The sequence below is a fragment of the Streptomyces sp. NPDC092296 genome, assembly GCF_044755465.1.
Classification (GTDB): Bacteria; Actinomycetota; Actinomycetes; order Streptomycetales; family Streptomycetaceae; genus Peterkaempfera.
Genome location: NZ_JBIVRB010000005.1, coordinates 30,066 through 45,786 on the forward strand (window position 1 = coordinate 30,066; position 15,721 = coordinate 45,786).

General features: G+C 72.5%; 18 protein-coding genes. 9 read left to right on the forward strand and 9 right to left on the reverse strand.

All coding sequences use genetic code 11. From position 1 onward, the window contains the following. Positions 1-12: 12 nt before the first annotated feature. The 3 genes from ACIQGZ_RS15100 to era all read left to right on the forward strand — a co-directional run bounded on the left by ACIQGZ_RS15100 (position 13) and on the right by era (position 1,508). Positions 13-234, forward strand: a complete 222-nt coding sequence (locus ACIQGZ_RS15100; protein ID WP_402602029.1) for a hypothetical protein — start codon at positions 13-15, stop codon at positions 232-234. Between the two features lie 77 nt (positions 235-311). Continuing rightward, complete coding sequence (locus ACIQGZ_RS15105; protein ID WP_402602030.1) at positions 312-479, forward strand: hypothetical protein; 168 nt, start codon at positions 312-314, stop codon at positions 477-479. Positions 480-566: 87 nt separating this feature from the next. Further along, positions 567-1,508 carry a GTPase Era gene (era, locus tag ACIQGZ_RS15110; RefSeq protein WP_402602032.1) on the forward strand — a complete coding sequence of 314 codons (942 nt, stop codon included), beginning with the start codon at positions 567-569 and terminating at the stop codon, positions 1,506-1,508. A 15-nt stretch (positions 1,509-1,523) separates the two neighbouring features. On the opposite strand, the gene ACIQGZ_RS15115 is transcribed toward era, so the two are convergent. Both ACIQGZ_RS15115 and ACIQGZ_RS15120 read right to left on the reverse strand, forming a co-directional pair. After that, entirely contained in the window at positions 1,524-1,790 is a 267-nt protein-coding gene (locus ACIQGZ_RS15115; RefSeq protein ID WP_402602034.1) for a protealysin inhibitor emfourin, read from the reverse strand. A 99-nt stretch (positions 1,791-1,889) separates the two neighbouring features. After that, complete coding sequence (locus ACIQGZ_RS15120) at positions 1,890-2,957, reverse strand: M4 family metallopeptidase (RefSeq protein ID WP_402602035.1); 1,068 nt, start codon at positions 2,955-2,957, stop codon at positions 1,890-1,892. Between the two features lie 390 nt (positions 2,958-3,347). Here ACIQGZ_RS15120 and leuA point away from each other — a divergent pair, with 390 nt between their 5' ends. The 4 genes from leuA (at position 3,348) to ACIQGZ_RS15140 (ending at position 7,935) form a co-directional block, all read left to right on the forward strand. Further along, positions 3,348-5,123 carry a 2-isopropylmalate synthase gene (gene leuA, locus ACIQGZ_RS15125; protein WP_402602036.1) on the forward strand — a complete coding sequence of 592 codons (1,776 nt, stop codon included), beginning with the start codon at positions 3,348-3,350 and terminating at the stop codon, positions 5,121-5,123. Between the two features lie 232 nt (positions 5,124-5,355). Then, complete coding sequence (locus ACIQGZ_RS15130) at positions 5,356-6,051, forward strand: TerB family tellurite resistance protein (RefSeq protein ID WP_402602038.1); 696 nt, start codon at positions 5,356-5,358, stop codon at positions 6,049-6,051. 195 nt (positions 6,052-6,246) lie between these two features. Next, the gene (recO, locus tag ACIQGZ_RS15135) at positions 6,247-6,993 is read left to right on the forward strand and encodes a DNA repair protein RecO (protein WP_402602040.1); all 747 of its coding nucleotides are present in this window, start codon (positions 6,247-6,249) and stop codon (positions 6,991-6,993) included. 3 nt (positions 6,994-6,996) lie between these two features. Next, entirely contained in the window at positions 6,997-7,935 is a 939-nt protein-coding gene (locus ACIQGZ_RS15140; protein ID WP_402602041.1) for an isoprenyl transferase, read from the forward strand. 70 nt (positions 7,936-8,005) lie between these two features. Here the strand turns inward: ACIQGZ_RS15140 and ACIQGZ_RS15145 are convergent, their stop codons facing one another. The 4 genes from ACIQGZ_RS15145 to ACIQGZ_RS15160 are packed head-to-tail and all read right to left on the reverse strand — an operon-like array spanning position 8,006 to position 11,179. Continuing rightward, complete coding sequence (locus tag ACIQGZ_RS15145; RefSeq protein WP_402602043.1) at positions 8,006-8,416, reverse strand: Fur family transcriptional regulator; 411 nt, start codon at positions 8,414-8,416, stop codon at positions 8,006-8,008. Positions 8,417-8,451: 35 nt separating this feature from the next. Continuing rightward, the gene (locus tag ACIQGZ_RS15150; protein ID WP_402602044.1) at positions 8,452-9,399 is read right to left on the reverse strand and encodes a metal ABC transporter permease; all 948 of its coding nucleotides are present in this window, start codon (positions 9,397-9,399) and stop codon (positions 8,452-8,454) included. Then, positions 9,396-10,217 (reverse strand): metal ABC transporter ATP-binding protein, encoded by an 822-nt coding sequence (locus ACIQGZ_RS15155; RefSeq protein ID WP_402602045.1) that lies wholly within the window; start codon positions 10,215-10,217, stop codon positions 9,396-9,398. The genes ACIQGZ_RS15150 and ACIQGZ_RS15155 overlap by 4 nt, the downstream gene beginning before the upstream one ends. Beyond that, positions 10,214-11,179 (reverse strand): metal ABC transporter substrate-binding protein, encoded by a 966-nt coding sequence (locus ACIQGZ_RS15160; protein ID WP_402602046.1) that lies wholly within the window; start codon positions 11,177-11,179, stop codon positions 10,214-10,216. Before ACIQGZ_RS15160 ends, ACIQGZ_RS15155 begins: the two co-directional genes overlap by 4 nt. Positions 11,180-11,370: 191 nt before the next feature. Between ACIQGZ_RS15160 and ACIQGZ_RS15165 the strand changes: the two genes are divergently transcribed. Continuing rightward, complete coding sequence (locus ACIQGZ_RS15165; protein ID WP_402602047.1) at positions 11,371-12,753, forward strand: glycine--tRNA ligase; 1,383 nt, start codon at positions 11,371-11,373, stop codon at positions 12,751-12,753. Positions 12,754-12,808: 55 nt separating this feature from the next. Here the strand turns inward: ACIQGZ_RS15165 and ACIQGZ_RS15170 are convergent, their stop codons facing one another. Genes ACIQGZ_RS15170 through ACIQGZ_RS15180 form a run of 3 tightly spaced genes read right to left on the reverse strand, consistent with a single transcriptional unit; the run spans position 12,809 to position 14,130 of the window. Next, positions 12,809-13,390, reverse strand: a complete 582-nt coding sequence (locus ACIQGZ_RS15170; RefSeq protein WP_402602048.1) for an NADAR family protein — start codon at positions 13,388-13,390, stop codon at positions 12,809-12,811. A 48-nt stretch (positions 13,391-13,438) separates the two neighbouring features. Further along, entirely contained in the window at positions 13,439-13,840 is a 402-nt protein-coding gene (locus ACIQGZ_RS15175; protein ID WP_402602049.1) for a type II toxin-antitoxin system VapC family toxin, read from the reverse strand. Continuing rightward, positions 13,837-14,130 (reverse strand): type II toxin-antitoxin system Phd/YefM family antitoxin, encoded by a 294-nt coding sequence (locus ACIQGZ_RS15180; RefSeq protein ID WP_402602050.1) that lies wholly within the window; start codon positions 14,128-14,130, stop codon positions 13,837-13,839. The genes ACIQGZ_RS15175 and ACIQGZ_RS15180 overlap by 4 nt, the downstream gene beginning before the upstream one ends. Before the next feature lie 143 nt (positions 14,131-14,273). Here ACIQGZ_RS15180 and dusB point away from each other — a divergent pair, with 143 nt between their 5' ends. Then, a complete protein-coding gene (gene dusB, locus ACIQGZ_RS15185; RefSeq protein ID WP_402602052.1) occupies positions 14,274-15,449 on the forward strand; it encodes a tRNA dihydrouridine synthase DusB in 1,176 nt (391 codons plus the stop codon). Positions 15,450-15,721 lie beyond the last annotated feature (272 nt).

A 15,721-nucleotide genomic window follows, 5' to 3' on the forward strand; every position in this document is an offset into this window, starting at 1 on the left:
ACCGGGCGCGAAGTGGTCCAGACGGTGATCGCCGTCTATGCGCTCCTGCGGATGGTGGCATCGAGCCACCGGTTGTGGACCCGGGGCGTCCACAACCGGTGGGACGTGCTGGTCGCGGTCGGGCTGTCGGTCGGCTTCGCGGCCATGCTGCTGGTGGCCGGCCGGGATGCCCGGGGGTGGCTGCGCCGCCGCCGTGAGCGGCGGAGTCCCGGGTCTGTCCCCGAGTCCTCCTGAACAGCCCTGACCCGGGGCCACTGCCAGGCCGATTATAATCTCGGCGGAGCAGCGGGCGGGCGCGGAGGAGGGACGGCATGCTGGGGGGCTGCGCGTTCTTCGCCGCCGTGCTGGTGGTGATCTGGGGGATGGGCCTCTGGTACGAGTCCGGCTCGCCCTACTGGCTCGGCGTCTCGATCGGCGTCGCCGTGCTCGCGCTGGCCGGCGCCATCCACTCCCTGATCGGCGGCGGCGGGAAGAAGTGACCCCACCGGGCCGGCGGTCCAGGCCGAGGGCGCAGGTCGGCGGCACTGCGGTCGGGGACACCTCCGGGGTCAGGGACAATGGACCCCATGAGCCTCACTCCCCCTTCCGGCGGCGCCCCCTTCCGCGCCGGCTTCGCCTGCTTCGTCGGGCGGCCGAACGCGGGCAAGTCGACCCTGACCAACGCCCTGGTGGGGACGAAGGTCGCCATCACCTCCAACCGTCCGCAGACCACCCGGCACACCGTGCGCGGCATCGTGCACCGCCCGGAGGCCCAGCTGGTGCTGGTGGACACCCCCGGCCTGCACAAGCCGCGCACCCTGCTCGGTGAGCGGCTCAACGACGTGGTCCGGGCCACCTGGGCCGAGGTCGACGTCATCGGCTTCTGCCTGCCCGCCGACCAGAAGCTCGGCCCCGGCGACCGCTACATCGCCAAGGAGCTGTCCGAGGTCAAGCGCACCCCCAAGGTCGCCATCGTCACCAAGACCGACCTGGTGGACTCCCAGCGGCTGGCCGAGCAGCTGATCGCCATCGACCAGCTGGGCAAGGAGCTGGGCATCGAGTGGGCGGAGATCGTCCCGGTGTCCGCCGTCGGCGACAAGCAGGTGGGCCTGCTGGCCGACCTGCTGGTCCCGCTGCTGCCCGAGAGCCCCCCGCTCTACCCGGACGGCGACCTCACCGACGAGCCCGAGCAGGTCATGGTCGCGGAGCTGATCCGCGAGGCCGCGCTGGAGGGCGTCCGCGACGAGCTGCCGCACTCGCTGGCCGTGGTGGTCGAGGAGATGCTGCCCCGCGAGGACCGCCCCGCCGACCGGCCGCTGCTCGACATCCACGCCTACCTCTACATCGAGCGGCAGAGCCAGAAGGCGATCGTCATCGGCGCCAAGGGTGCCCGCCTCAAGCACGTGGGCACCACCGCCCGCAAGCACATCGAGGCGCTGCTCGGCACACCGGTCTTCCTCGACCTGCACGTCAAGGTCGCCAAGGACTGGCAGCGCGACCCCAAGCAGCTGCGCAAGCTGGGCTTCTGACGGCCGCTCGGCCGGTCAGGCGCCCTCGCGCAGCACCAGCGCGACCAGCTCCCGCTGCGACTCGGTGAGCCGTGGATCGGCGCAGTGCACCGTGCGGTTGTCCACCGTGATCTCGTAGTGGAAGCCGTCGGGCACGCCGAAGCCCGGCGTCCGCAGGCCGGAGGCCATCGCCTCCCGGGCCAGGGCGTGGACGTGCGGCGCGTCGGTCCGCGCCGAGGTGTCCAGCTCGGCGCGGCGTGTGAGTCCGACGAGGCCGCCGGTGCGGGTCACCCGGATACGCATGGTCGCCAGTGTGCTACGTAACGGCGCCGTCTGGCGAGTGGATACCGCCGGGGCGGTCCGCAGCGGGGTCCGCCGGGCGCGGACCCCGCCCGGCGGCGGTCAGCCGGTGACACCGACCTGGGTCCAGCCCTTGGCCACCGCGTCCGCCTCCTTCCCGTCCCCGAAGCGGCTGCGGGCGGCGGCCAGGGTCGCCGCCGCGAAGGCGGCGAAGTCCGCGTTCGGCCGCAGGGTGCCGGAGGTGAGGGCGTCGTACCAGATCCGGCCGGCCTTCTCCCAGGCGTGGCCGCCCAGCGCGGTCGCCGTCAGGTAGAAGGCGTGGTTGGGGATGCCGGAGTTGATGTGCACCCCGCCGTTGTCCCGGCTGGTGCGCAGATAGCCGTCCATGGTGGCCGGCTGCGGGTCCTTGCCGAGTACGTCGTCGTCGTACGCCGTGCCGGGCTCGCGCAGCGAGCGCAGCGCCACCCCGTGCACCCCGGAGGCCAGCAGCCCGGCGCCGATCAGCCAGTCGGCCTGGTCGGCGGTCTGCTGGAGGGCGTACTGCTTGACCAGCGAACCGAACACGTCGGAGACCGACTCGTTGAGGGCGCCGGACTGGCCCTGGTAGTCCAGGTTGGCGGTGTGCTGGGTGACGCCGTGGGTGAGTTCGTGCCCGATGACGTCGACGGAGACGGTGAAGTCGTTGAAGACCTGGCCGTCGCCGTCGCCGAAGACCATCCGCTGGCCGTTCCAGAAGGCGTTGTCGTAGTCGCGGCCGTAGTGCACGCTGGCGTCCAGCGGCAGCCCGGCGTCGTCGATCGAGCGGCGGCCGTACGCCTCGCGGTAGAAGGTGAAGGTGGCGCCCAGCGCGTCGTACGCGCGGTTGACCGAACCGTCCGCCACCGCCGCGCCGCCCTCGCGCCGGACCACGACGCCGGGGAGGGTCTCGGTGTGGTGGGCGTCGGAGACCGTGCGCCGGGGGTGGTCGCCGCCGGACGGGTCGGGTGCCACCGCGCGCGGCGGCAGCAGCCGGTTCTCCCGGTGGCCGCTGTCCAGGGCCAGCGCGCGCCGGGCGGCGTCGCGCACGGCGGCGTCGGCGGCCTCGGCCAGCCGGTCCAGGACGTGCGGTGGCACGATGGTGCAGAAGCAGGCGGTGCTGCCGGGCTCGGTGCTGCGAGGTGTGGAGTCCATGCACCGAGCGTGTCCGCCCTCTGGTCCCTTGCCACCTCATGGGGTACGGATTCCCCCGCGCCGGTGACGAGGGAACGTTTCGGCGCGTGTCGGAGGTGTACCGGATCACGTCCCCTGCACCGGATCACGTCCCTGCGCCCGATCACGTCCCTGCGCCCGATCACGTCTCAAGGGGCGGAAACCCCTGCGGGCACCGGAGCACTGGGTTACGCTGGTTCGCATCATGCGTTACGGGCTGCTTCTTCTTAGCTGCCGCGGCGAGGGCCTGTAGATCACAGAGGCCGGCTCCCTCGCCGCGGGGACTGGTGCTGTGCGCGTACTGCCGCAGTAGTCGGCCGTCGGGTGTCCCCAACCCCGACCAGCCACCGCCCTGAGGAGCAGAGAACCCCCATGACCGACTCCGTCGCCCGCCCCTTCGTCGAGCGCCCCACGCCGATCACCGCCGCCTCGGTACGGCAGCAGCCGTCCCCGATGCCGTACCACCGCTACTCCCCGTTCGAGACCGTCGACCTGCCGGACCGCAGCTGGCCGGGCAAGGTCATCACGCAGGCGCCGCGCTGGCTCTCCACCGACCTGCGGGACGGCAACCAGGCGCTGATCGACCCGATGTCCCCGGCGCGCAAGCGCAAGATGTTCGACCTGCTGGTCGGCATGGGCTACAAGGAGATCGAGGTCGGCTTCCCGGCCTCCGGCCAGACCGACTTCGACTTCGTCCGCTCGCTGATCGAGGAGGGGGCCGTCCCCGAGGACGTCACCATCTCGGTGCTGACCCAGGCCCGCGAGGCGCTGATCGAGCGCACCGTGGAGTCGCTGGTCGGCGCGCCCCGGGCGACCGTGCACCTGTACAGCGCCACCGCGCCGATGTTCCGCCGGGTGGTCTTCCGGGCCGGCCGGGAGGAGGTCAAGGCCATCGCGGTGGACGGCACCCGGCTGGTGATGGAGTACGCGGAGAAGATCCTGGGCGAGGACACCGTCTTCGGCTACGAGTACTCCCCGGAGATCTTCATCGACACCGAGCTGGACTACGCGCTGGAGGTCTGCGAGGCGGTGATGGACGTCTGGCAGCCCGGCGAGGGCCGCGAGATCATCCTCAACCTGCCCACCACCGTCGAGCGGTCCACCCCCAACATCTACGCCGACCGCATCGAGTGGATGTCGCGCAACCTGACCCGCCGCGAGTACATCTGCCTCTCCTCGCACCCGCACAACGACCGGGGCACCGGCGTGGCCTCCGCCGAGCTGGCGATCATGGCCGGCGCCGACCGGGTCGAGGGCTGCCTGTTCGGCCAGGGCGAGCGCACCGGCAACCTGGACCTGGTCAACGTCGGCCTGAACCTGTTCTCCCAGGGCGTCGACCCGCAGATCGACTTCTCCGACATCGACGAGATCCGCCGCACCGCCGAGTACTGCAACCAGATGCCGGTGCCCGAGCGCCACCCCTATGCCGGCGACCTGGTCTACACCTCCTTCTCCGGCTCCCACCAGGACGCCATCAAGAAGGGCCTCGAGGCGCTGGAGGTCGACGCGGCCGCCGCCGGCCACAGCGTGGACCAGCACCCGTGGGGCGTGCCCTACCTGCCGATCGACCCCAAGGACGTCGGCCGCTCCTACGAGGCGGTCATCCGGGTCAACAGCCAGTCCGGCAAGGGCGGCATCGCCTATGTGCTGAAGAACGACCACCGGATGGACCTGCCGCGCCGGATGCAGATCGAGTTCTCCCGGATCATCCAGGCCAAGACCGACGCCGAGGGCGGCGAGGTCACCCCGGACGCGATCTGGGCGATCTTCGAGGACGAGTACCTGCCCACCCCCGACGCGCCGTGGGGCCGGATCGCCCTGCGCAGCGCCCAGCAGCTGTCCACCAGCGACGGCCGCGACGCGCTGACCGTCGAGGCGGTCGTCGGCGGTGTCGAGACCACCCTGACCGGCTCCGGCAACGGCCCGGTGTCCGCCTTCGTCAACGCCCTGGCCGAGGCCGGCGTGGACGTACGGGTGCTGGACTACGCCGAGCACGCCATGAGCGAGGGCGGCGACGCCCAGGCCGCCGCGTACGTCGAGTGCGCCGTGGGCGGCCGGGTGCTGTGGGGCGTCGGCGTGGACGGCAACACCGTCCGTGCTTCGCTCAAGGCCGTGATCAGCGCCGTCAACCGGGCCGGCCGCGACTGACGGACCACCGCACATGGGCGCCGCCGGGCTCTGACCGGCGGCGCCCATGTGTCCTGCGCCACAGTTTTTCGCCACGACCATCGTCCGGGGTACTGACAGGACATCACTCGCGTGGCAGCATCGATCCTTACCGACACCGGGGTCGGTGGGACGGCCCTGACATGTGCTCGGTTGCGTGTACCTCGCCCGTGGGGTCGGGCAGGGCCGCCGGCAGTGACAGGGGAGTGCGCCTGTGACCCGACTGTGGGGAGTCCGTCCTTCGTGGCGGACGGAGGTGCTGGGCGAGTTCTTCTGCTCGGGTTGCGGCGGGGACCGCAACTACCGCAGGCAGCGGGGCCGCCGCTGGCTCCGGCTGCTCGGCGCGCCGGTGCTGCCGCTGGGCCCGGTCGGCACCAGCGTCCAGTGCACCGCCTGCCGCGCCCGCTACGGGGTCTCCGCGCTGGAGCGGCCCACCTGCACCCGGCTCTCCGGGATGCTGCGCGACGCGCAGTACACCATCGCGCTGGCCGTGCTCGCCGCCGGCGGCACCGGCAGCCGCCCGGCCCGCGAGGCCGCCTGCACGGTGATCCGCGAGGCGGGCTTCGAGGACTGCGGCGAGGCCCAGGTGCTGGCCTCGCTGGCGGCGCTCTCCGGCCTCGGCTCGGCCGGCCCGGCGCTGGGCGAGGAGAGCCCGCTGGACAGCGCGTACGGCGGGATCGGCAGCGGCCTGGCCATCGAGCTGCACGCCGCCCTGGAGCCGCTCGCCGCGCACCTGGCCCAGCAGGGCCTGGAGCGGCTGCTGCTCCAGGGCGCCTGGATCGCGCTGGCCGACGGCCCGTACCGACCCGCCGAGCGGGACGCCCTGGCCGCCGCCGGGCACTGCCTCCAGCTCAGCGGGGAGCACATCACCGAACTGCTGGAGGCCGCCGCCCGTACCCCGCACTCCTGACCGGCCCCGGCCGCCCCCGGTCACCCGGACGGGCCCGCGCCCCCCTCCCGGGCCTGCCCCGTCCCGCACCGGCGCGGGCGCCGCCCGTCAGGGCCGGCAGCCCCCGGTGCGGGACGCCGCGGCGCCGGGCGTGCGGGACAATGGGCGGATGCACCCAGTGCCCGCCTCCGCCGCCGCACCCGTCCGGGCCGCCGGATGAGCCTCTACCGCGACGACGGCATCGTGCTGCGCACCCAGAAGCTGGGCGAGGCCGACCGCATCATCACCCTGCTCACCCGCCAGCACGGCCGGGTGCGGGCGGTGGCCCGGGGCGTGCGCCGCACCAAGTCCAAGTTCGGCGCCCGGCTGGAGCCGTTCTCCCATGTGGACGTGCAGTTCTTCGCCCGGGGCAGCGAACTGCTCGGGCGCGGCCTGCCGCTCTGCACCCAGGTGGAGACCATCGCCCCGTACGGCGGTCCGATCGTCTCCGACTACGGCCGCTACACCGCCGGCACCGCGATGCTGGAGACGGCCGAGCGGTTCGCGGAGCACGAGGGCGAGCCGGCCGTCCAGCAGTACCTGCTGCTGGTCGGCGCGCTGCGCACCCTGGCCGCCGGCAGCCATGAGCCGCACCTGGTGCTGGACGCCTTCCTGCTGCGGTCGCTCGCCGTCAACGGCTACGGCGCGACCTTCGACGACTGCGCCAAGTGCGGCCTGGAGGGGCCCAATCGTTTCTTCTCGCTCCAGGCGGGCGGCGTGCTCTGCGGCGACTGCCGAGTGCCCGGCAGTGCCGTACCCTCCCCTGAGACACTGGAACTGCTCGGCGCGCTGCTCTCCGGTGACTGGGAGGCGGCGGACGCCTGCGAGCCGCGGTACTGCCGTGAGGGCAGCGGCCTGGTCGCCGCCTATCTGCAGTGGCACCTTGAGCGGGGTCTCCGCTCCTTGAGATATGTGGAGAAGTAGGCGATGGCAGCACGACGACTCTTCCGCGGCGACGGCAGCTGGGGCTCCCCCCGGTCCAGGACGGGGCGAGAGTACCTGCCGCCGAGCCCGCACCCCAGCGGTGCCCAGCCGCCGAAGATCCCCGGCGAGCTGGTGCCGGAGCACGTCGCCATCGTGATGGACGGCAACGGCCGCTGGGCCAAGGAGCGCGGTCTGCCGCGCACCGAGGGCCACAAGGTCGGTGAGGGCGTGGTGCTGGACGTCCTCAAGGGCTGCATCGAGCTGGGCGTACGCAATCTCTCGCTGTACGCCTTCTCCACCGAGAACTGGAAGCGCTCCCCCGAGGAGGTGCGCTTCCTGATGAACTTCAACCGGGACGTCATCCACCGCCGCCGCGACGAGATGGACGCCATGGGCGTGCGGGTGCGCTGGGCCGGGCGGATGCCCAAGCTGTGGAAGAGCGTGGTGCAGGAGCTCCAGGTCGCGGAGGAGCAGACCAAGGACAACGACCTGGTCACCCTGTACATGTGCGTCAACTACGGCGGCCGGGCCGAGATCGCGGACGCCGCCGCCGCCATCGCCGCCGATGCGGCGGCCGGGCTGCTCGACCCGGCGAAGGTCAATGAGAAGACCGTCGCCCGCTACCTCTACCACCGCGACATGCCGGACGTGGACCTCTTCCTGCGGCCCAGCGGGGAGCAGCGGACCTCCAACTTCCTGCTCTGGCAGTCCGCCTACGCCGAGTTCGTCTTCCAGGACGTGCTCTGGCCGGACTTCGACCGCCGCGACCTGTGGCGGGCCTGCGAGCAGTACGCGCGGCGCGACCGCCGCTTCGGCGGCGCCCAGCCCAACCTGACCGGGCCCGACCTGACCGGGCCCAACCTGACCGGGCCCGACCTCGCAGGGCCCGAGCAGGCGTCCGCGTCGGACGGCGAGCAGCTGCCCGAGCCGTCGCAGCACTGACGGCGCCCGCAACCAGCGCGAGGGGCCCGGGAGCACTGCTCCCGGGCCCCTGGGCCGTCAGCGGCCGGTGCTACCGCCCGGCGGCGCACTCGGTGCAGGTGCCGAAGATCTCCAGCGTGTGCGCGATGTCCACAAAGCCGTACTCGGCGGCCACCGCGTCCGCCCAGCGCTCCACGGCCGGACCCTCGACCTCCACCGTGCGGCCGCAGGAGCGGCAGACCAGGTGGTGGTGGTGCCCGCTGCTGCACCGCCGGTAGACGGCCTCGCCGTCGGCGGTGCGCAGCACATCCACCTCGCCCGCGTCGGCGAGCGACTGCAGGGTCCGGTAGACGGTGGTCAGGCCGACCGAGTCGCCCTTGTGCTTGAGGAGGTCATGGAGCTCCTGCGCGCTGCGGAAGTCCTGGATCTCGTCAAGGGCAGCGGACACGGCGGCGCGCTGCCGTGTCGACCGGGCACGCGGCGACGGGCTGGCGGTGGTCACCGTGAGTCCTCCTCGGTTGTCGGTGCTGTCGAGCTTCATTGTGCCAGCGTCACGCCCTCCGCAGGGCGTCCGTCGACCGCGCGGTCCCCGCCCGCGCCGCCGTCACCGGTACGCGGCACGGGCAGCACCAGATCGCAGCGAGCCGCGCCGGCGCCCGGTTCGGCGCGGTGCCGCCGCCGGGCGAGCGGCACGGCCAGCAGCCCGATCAGGCCGAAGAGGACCATGGCCAGTACCACGATGGTCGGGCCGGGCGGCAGGTCCTGGTAGTAGGAGGCGGTGGTGCCGCTGAGCGAGACCACCACGCCGATGCCGACCGCCAGCGCCTGGGTGGCGGCGAAGGACCGGGTGACCTGCTGGGCCGCCGCGACCGGGACCACCATCAGCGCGCTGACCAGCAGCAGCCCGACCACCCGCATCGCCACCGTGACGGTGACGGCGGCGGTGACGGCCAGCATCAGGTTGAGCAGCCGCACCGGCAGGCCGGTGACCCGGGCGAACTCCTCGTCCTGGCAGACGGCGAACAGCTGCCTGCGCAGGCCGAAGGTCATCGCGACGACGAAGACCGCGAGCAGGGTGACGGTGACGATGTCGCTCGCGGAGACGGTGAGGATGGAGCCCCAGAGGTAGGTGGTGAGGTTGGCCATGCTGCCGTTGGGCGACAGCTTGATGATCAGCGCGCCGCCGGCCATGCCGCCGTAGAAGAGCATGGCCAGCGCGATGTCGCCCCTGGTCCGGCCGCGCTCGCGGATCAGCTCCATCACGATCGCGCCGACGGCGGCGACGGCGGTGGCCATCCAGACCGGGCTGGTGTTGAGCAGGAAGCCCAGCGAGACGCCGGTGAGGGCGACATGGCCGATTCCGTCGCCCATGATCGCCTGACGGCGCTGCACCAGGTAGAGGCCGACGGCGGGTGCGGTGACCCCGATCAGCACGGCGGCGAGCAGCGCCCGCCGCATGAAGTCGATGGAGAGCATCTCGGTCATGGCAGCAGTCCCGGGGCGGTGGTGCGCGGGCGGTGGTGGTCGTCGGCGGCGTGCGGGTGGACGTGGTCGTGGCCGGGCAGTGCGTGCTGCCCGGTGGCCGGCGGCGGCGGGCCGTCATGGGCGACGCAGCCGTCGCGCAGCACCACCGCGCGGTCGATCAGCGGCTCCAGCGGGCCCAGCTCGTGCAGCACCAGCAGCACGGCGGCGCCGCGCTCGACCTCCCGGTGCAGGGTCTCGGCCAGCACCTGCTGGCTGGCCAGGTCCACCCCGGCCATCGGCTCGTCCATGATCAGCAGATCGGGGGCGCCGACCAGGGCGCGGGCGATCAGCACCCGCTGCTGCTGGCCGCCGGAGAGGTCGCCGACGCCGTCGCCGGCCCGGTCCAGCATGCCGACGGCGGCCAGCGCCCGGTCGGTGGCCTCGCGGTCGCGGCGGCGGAAGGGCAGCAGTCCGTGCCGGGAGAGCCTGCCGGTGGAGACCACCTCCCGGACGCTGGCCGGCACCCCGCTCGCGGCGGTGGTGCGCTGCGGCACGTACCCGATCCGCTGCCAGTCGCGGAACCTGCGGTACGGGGTGCCGAACAGCTCCAGGGTGCCGCGCTGGAGCGGCACCGAGCCGACCACGGTGCGTACGGTGGTGGACTTGCCGGAGCCGTTGGCGCCGAGCAGTGCGACCACCTCGCCGGGGCGCACGGTCAGGTCGACGCCGCGCAGCACCGGTCGGCCGCCGAGCAGGACGGCGGCGTCCCGCAGCGCGACGGCCGGGGTGCGCGGCGTGGTGGCGGCGGGAGCGTGCGGCGTGGCGGTGGGGGCGGTCATCGGGCACCGGCCAGGGCGTCGCGCAGCTGCTGGAGGTTCTGCCGCTGGACGGAGAAGTAGTCGTCGGCGGCCGGGTCCTTGACGCCCTCGATCGGGTCCAGCACGGCGGTCTTCAGGTGCAGGTCGTCGGCGAGGGTCTGCGCCAGCTTGGGGCTGGTGAGGGTCTCGAAGAAGATCGTGGTGACGCCGTGCGCCCTGGCCTGCCGCTGGATCTCGGCCAGCCGGGCGGGGCTGGGCTCGGCCTCCGGGTCGACGCCGTTGATGGCGACCTGGGTGATGCCGTAGCGGTCCGCGAGGTAGCCGAAAGCGGCGTGGCTGGTGATGAACTCCCGGCCCCGGTAGGGGGCGAGCCCGGTGCGGAACTCCTGGTCCAGGGCGGTGAGCCGGCCGACCAGGGCGTCGGTGGCGCGCCGGTAGTCGGCGGCGTGGGCCGGGTCGGCCGCGGCCAGTTCGGCGCCGACACCCTTGGCGACGGCCGCGTACCGGGTGGGGTCAAGCCAGATGTGCGGGTCGCCGGTGGTGCGGGGGGCGCTGCCGGTCTGGTCGCCGTCCTCGCTCTGGTCGCCGTCCTCGTCCAGGTGGTGGTCGACCAGCGGCGAGAGCGCGGACGCCTCGACCACCCGGCGCGGGCCGGCCTCGGCCACCGCGCTGTCCACGGCGGGCTGGAGGCCCTTGAGGTAGAGGACCAGGCCGGCCTGCTGCACCGAGGCCACCTGGCGGGGGGAGAGCTCCAGGTCGTGCGGCTCCACGCCGGGGGAGGTGAGGTCGGTGACCGCGACATGGCTGCCGCCGATCTGCTCGGCCAGGTATTCCAGCGGATAGAAGGCGGCCACGACGCCCAGCCTGCCGCTGCCGTTGCTGCTGTCGGACGAGGTACGGCCGCTGCCGCAGGCGGAGAGGAGCAGGGCGGCGGCAGCGGCGACGGCTATGGTCACGGCTGAGCGGGTCGGTCGGTGGCTCATGACAACCATTCTCATTTAATGTGGAAACGATTGTCAATTCTCAGCTCATCGGACGATCAGCCCGCCGGAACGGGCAACTGATTTGAAACCCTTCGGGCCCAGGCCGGTAACCTGAGGTATTCGGTCGTGCCGCCTCCGCGCGGCACCCCGCCCGAGCCCCTTGACCGCGTCGTCGTACTGAAGAGAGCACTGTGGCCGCCGACAAGATCGACACGATCGTCAGCCTGAGCAAGCGCCGTGGCTTCGTCTACCCCTGCAGCGAGATCTACGGTGGTCAGCGGGCCGCCTGGGACTACGGGCCACTGGGTGTCGAGCTGAAGGAGAACATCAAGCGGCAGTGGTGGCGCTCCATGGTCACCTCCCGCGAGGACGTCGTGGGCCTCGACTCTTCGGTGATCCTGGCCCGCGAGGTCTGGGAGGCGTCCGGCCATGTCGCCACCTTCAACGACCCGCTGACGGAGTGCCTCTCCTGCCACAAGCGGTTCCGCGCGGACCACCTGGAGGAGGCGTACGAGGCCAAGCACGGCCATGTCCCGGCCGGCGGCCTCGCCGACGTCAACTGCCCCAACTGCGGCAACAAGGGCTCCTTCACCGAGCCCAAGCAGTTCTCCGGGATGCTCAAGACCCACCTCGGCGTGACCGAGGACGTCTCGGGCCTGGCCTATCTGCGCCCGGAGACCGCCCAGGGCATCTTCGTCAACTTCAAGGCCGTCCAGCAGACCTCGCGCAAGAAGCCGCCGTTCGGCATCGCCCAGACCGGCAAGTCCTTCCGCAATGAGATCACCCCCGGCAACTTCATCTTCCGCACCCGCGAGTTCGAGCAGATGGAGATGGAGTTCTTCGTCAAGCCGGGCGAGGACGAGCAGTGGCACGAGTACTGGCTCCAGGAGCGCTGGAACTGGTACACCGGCCTCGGCATCAACCCGGACAACATGCGCTTCTTCGAGCACCCGAAGGAGAAGCTGTCCCACTACGCCAAGCGCACCGTGGACATCGAGTACCGCTTCAACTTCGGCGGCCAGGAGTTCTCCGAGCTGGAGGGCGTCGCCAACCGCACCGACTACGACCTCACGGTGCACAGCGAGCACTCCGGCCAGGACCTGAAGTACTTCGACCAGGAGTCCGGCGAGCGCTGGTTCCCGTACGTCATCGAGCCCGCGGCCGGCCTCAACCGCGCCCTGCTGGCCTTCCTGCTCGACGCCTACTTCGAGGACGAGGCGCCCAACGCCAAGGGCGTCATGGAGAAGCGCGTCGGCATGCGCCTCGACCCGCGCCTGGCGCCGGTCAAGGTCGCCGTGCTGCCGCTCTCCCGCAACACCGACCTCTCCCCGAAGGCCCGCGGCCTGGCCGCCGACCTCCGCGAGGCGTGGAACGTCGAGTTCGACGACGCCGGTGCCATCGGCAAGCGCTACCGCCGCCAGGACGAGATCGGCACCCCGTTCTGCGTCACCGTCGACTTCGACACCCTTGAGGACAACGCGGTGACCGTCCGGGAGCGCGACACCATGGCCCAGGAGCGCGTCTCCCTGGACCAGGTCAAGTCCTACCTGGCCGCCCGCCTGATCGGCTGCTGACCAGGCACTGCCCCGAGGGGCGCACCGGCCCCCTGCCGGTGCGCCCCTTGCCGCGTCACCCGCCGCCGAGCCGGGACCGGGCCGCCATCAGCGCGAACCCCAGCAGATTCAGCCCCCGCCAGCGCGCCGGGTCGGCCGCCCGCTCGTCGTCGGCGGCCAGCCCGATGCCCCAGACCCGGTCCTGGGGGCTGGCCTCCACCAGCACCCGCTGCCGCGTCCCCAGCAGATAGGCGGTGAGCGCCGGGTCCTGCCCGAACTTGGCGGTGCTGCCCGCCACCACCAGCTCGAACCGCCGCTGCTCCCACTCCTCCTCCCGGAAGCCCCGCACCAGCCGGCCCAGCTTCTTCGCCTCGGCCGGGGTGCGCGCCGCCAGGATGCGGCCCAGCGCTTCCTCGTCCCCGAACAGCCGGGCCTTCCCGGCCATCATCCAGTGCTCGGCGGTGGCGTACTCCACCCCGTCCACCGTGAACGCGGACGGCCACCACTGGCTGAGGCACCCGGGCCCCGGGCCCCCGTCCCGCTGCGGGCGGTGGCCCCAGAACATCAGATACTTCACGGTCGCCCCGGCGGCGGCGAGCGCGGCCAACTCGGCCCGGCTGCGTGCCCCGGCCGGATCGGCGGTACGAATCCCGGTCATCCCCTGATGCTGGCACCGACCACCGACAGCGCCCACCGGATTTCCTGCTCACACCCTCGGCGCCACCACTGGCAGACCGCACTCCACCGCTGCGGAACCGAGCCGCTTGTCGTAGGTGATGAAGGCCGTGAGCGCGTGCTCCAGGTGCGCCGCGCTCGCCAGGTGGATGGCGTCCAGGGTGCGCAGGTGCCGCATCGGGAACCGGCCCGCCGCGCGCAGGACGGTGTCGGTGACCCGGATGCGCAGCACCCGGTCCAGCAGGTCCTCCGCCGCGTCCAGCAGTTCGCGGTCGGCTCCGACCCGGACCAGGGCCCTGGCGACCTCGGCCTGGGAGAGTGCACTGGTCGCGTGGCCCTCGGAGCCGTGCGCGGAGAGGTAGGTGAGCAGTGCCGCCGTCTCCTCCTCCCGTACCAGCAGCTTGAGCAGCGCACACGAGTCCAGGTAGATCACCGGTCCTCCTCGGCGCGCAGCTCGGCCAGTGCCTCGGAGGGCGTGGGCCGGTCCGCCCGGACGGGGAGGGGCTCCCAGTCGGCAAGCCCCCTGGCACGCTCGGCGTTCGCGGGGTCCACTGCACCGGTGCGCAGCAGATCCTCCATGACGCGCTGCTCCGGGTCCGGGGGAGCCAGCACGGCGATCAGCCGGCCGTTGCGGGTGATCTCGATCCGCTCGCCGGTCGCGACCCGGTCGACGAGCTCGCTCGCGTGCTGCTGCAACTGCCGAATCGGCACTCTGGCGGTCATGCCTCCAACGGTAGGCGCTTGCGTGCGTCGATGGATGGTGGCGTGCGTTGTTTCCCCCGAACGAAGTACGGAGCGGCGCCACCGTGGGGTGGGGGACAATGGGGGTCCCCGGACGACCGTCTCTCCCCTTGAGGACCGCTGGCATGACCACGACCGCCGACACCGCCACTTCCACGCCGCAGGGCGAGTTCGCGCCGCTGCGGGTGGGGCCGATGCAGGTGTGGCCGCCGGTGGTGCTGGCGCCGATGGCGGGGATCACCAACGCCCCGTTCCGGACGCTCTGCCGGGAGCAGAGCATGGGCCGGGGGCTGTACGTCAGCGAGATGATCACCACCAGGGCGCTGGTGGAGCGGGACCGCAAGACGCTGCGGCTGATCCGGTTCGACCCGAGCGAGCAGCCGCGCTCCATCCAGCTGTACGGGGTGGACCCGGTCACCGTCGGCCGGGCGGTGCGGATGATCGCGGACGAGGACCTGGCCGACCACATCGACCTGAACTTCGGCTGCCCGGTGCCCAAGGTGACCCGCAGGGGCGGCGGGTCCGCGCTGCCGTACAAGCGGAACCTGCTGCGCGGCATCCTGCGCGAGGCGGTGGGCAACGCGGGCGCGCTGCCGGTGACGATCAAGATGCGCAAGGGCATCGACGACGACCACCTGACCTATCTGGACGCCGGGCGGATCGCCGCCGAGGAGGGCGTGGCGGCCATCGCCCTGCACGGCCGCACCGCCGTGCAGCACTACGGCGGCACCGCCGACTGGTCGGCGGTCGCCCGGCTGCGCGAGGCGGTGCCCGGCTCCATCCCGGTGCTGGGCAACGGCGACATCTGGTCGGCGGACGACGCGGTGCGGATGATGCGGGAGACCGGCTGCGACGGGGTGGTGGTCGGGCGCGGCTGCCTGGGCCGGCCGTGGCTGTTCCGGGACCTGGTCTCGATCTTCGAGGGCGAGGTGGACTACCAGCGGCCGGACTTCCGCCGGGTCGCCGCCGTGATGCTGCGCCACGCCGAGCTGCTGGGGGAGTGGATCGGGGACGAGGCGCGCGGCGTGATCGACTTCCGCAAGCACGTCGCCTGGTACACCAAGGGCTTCTCGGTCGGCTCCGAGCTGCGGGTGCGGCTGGCGAACGCCTCCTCGCTGGCCGAGCTGGCCGAGCTGCTGGGCTCGCTCGACCTGGACCAGCCGTGGCCGGCCGGCGCCGACGGCCCGCGCGGGCGGACCACCGGGGAGCGCCGGGTGGTCCTGCCCGACCGCTGGCTGGACGACCCGTACGACTGCGCGGTGCCCGGCGCCGACGCGGAGCTGGACACCTCCGGCGGCTGAGCCCCGGAGTCCCGGCGGCGGTGTCGCGTGGTGAGACGGCGCGCCGTGACGCTCGACACAGGGTGGGGCGGTTGACGCGTACCGGGGGCGCGCGGGGGCGGTCGGGCGCGGTGGATCGCTTTCCGAAGGGGAGGGCGCGGCGAACGGGCGGTTGCCTCCAGGTAATCAAGCCCCGGTGGCACCGAGTGCCAACCCGGATGGCGGCAGGCACCGATATCCGGCCATGTCCCACCGCTGCCTTCGACCTCTGAACGCGGGCTAGCGTCAACCGG

What these genes read in the sequence shown, in the direction of transcription:
- ACIQGZ_RS15105 (WP_402602030.1), top strand. Translation starts at nt 312, where the DNA reads ATGCTGGGGGGCTGCGCGTTCTTCGCCGCCGTGCTGGTGGTGATCTGG.
- era (WP_402602032.1), top strand. Translation starts at nt 567, where the DNA reads ATGAGCCTCACTCCCCCTTCCGGCGGCGCCCCCTTCCGCGCCGGCTTC.
- ACIQGZ_RS15115 (WP_402602034.1), bottom strand. Translation starts at nt 1,790, where the DNA reads ATGCGTATCCGGGTGACCCGCACCGGCGGCCTCGTCGGACTCACACGC.
- ACIQGZ_RS15120 (WP_402602035.1), bottom strand. Translation starts at nt 2,957, where the DNA reads ATGGACTCCACACCTCGCAGCACCGAGCCCGGCAGCACCGCCTGCTTC.
- leuA (WP_402602036.1), top strand. Translation starts at nt 3,348, where the DNA reads ATGACCGACTCCGTCGCCCGCCCCTTCGTCGAGCGCCCCACGCCGATC.
- recO (WP_402602040.1), top strand. Translation starts at nt 6,247, where the DNA reads ATGAGCCTCTACCGCGACGACGGCATCGTGCTGCGCACCCAGAAGCTG.
- ACIQGZ_RS15140 (WP_402602041.1), top strand. Translation starts at nt 6,997, where the DNA reads ATGGCAGCACGACGACTCTTCCGCGGCGACGGCAGCTGGGGCTCCCCC.
- ACIQGZ_RS15150 (WP_402602044.1), bottom strand. Translation starts at nt 9,399, where the DNA reads ATGACCGAGATGCTCTCCATCGACTTCATGCGGCGGGCGCTGCTCGCC.
- ACIQGZ_RS15155 (WP_402602045.1), bottom strand. Translation starts at nt 10,217, where the DNA reads ATGACCGCCCCCACCGCCACGCCGCACGCTCCCGCCGCCACCACGCCG.
- ACIQGZ_RS15160 (WP_402602046.1), bottom strand. Translation starts at nt 11,179, where the DNA reads ATGAGCCACCGACCGACCCGCTCAGCCGTGACCATAGCCGTCGCCGCT.
- ACIQGZ_RS15170 (WP_402602048.1), bottom strand. Translation starts at nt 13,390, where the DNA reads ATGACCGGGATTCGTACCGCCGATCCGGCCGGGGCACGCAGCCGGGCC.
- ACIQGZ_RS15180 (WP_402602050.1), bottom strand. Translation starts at nt 14,130, where the DNA reads ATGACCGCCAGAGTGCCGATTCGGCAGTTGCAGCAGCACGCGAGCGAG.
- dusB (WP_402602052.1), top strand. Translation starts at nt 14,274, where the DNA reads ATGACCACGACCGCCGACACCGCCACTTCCACGCCGCAGGGCGAGTTC.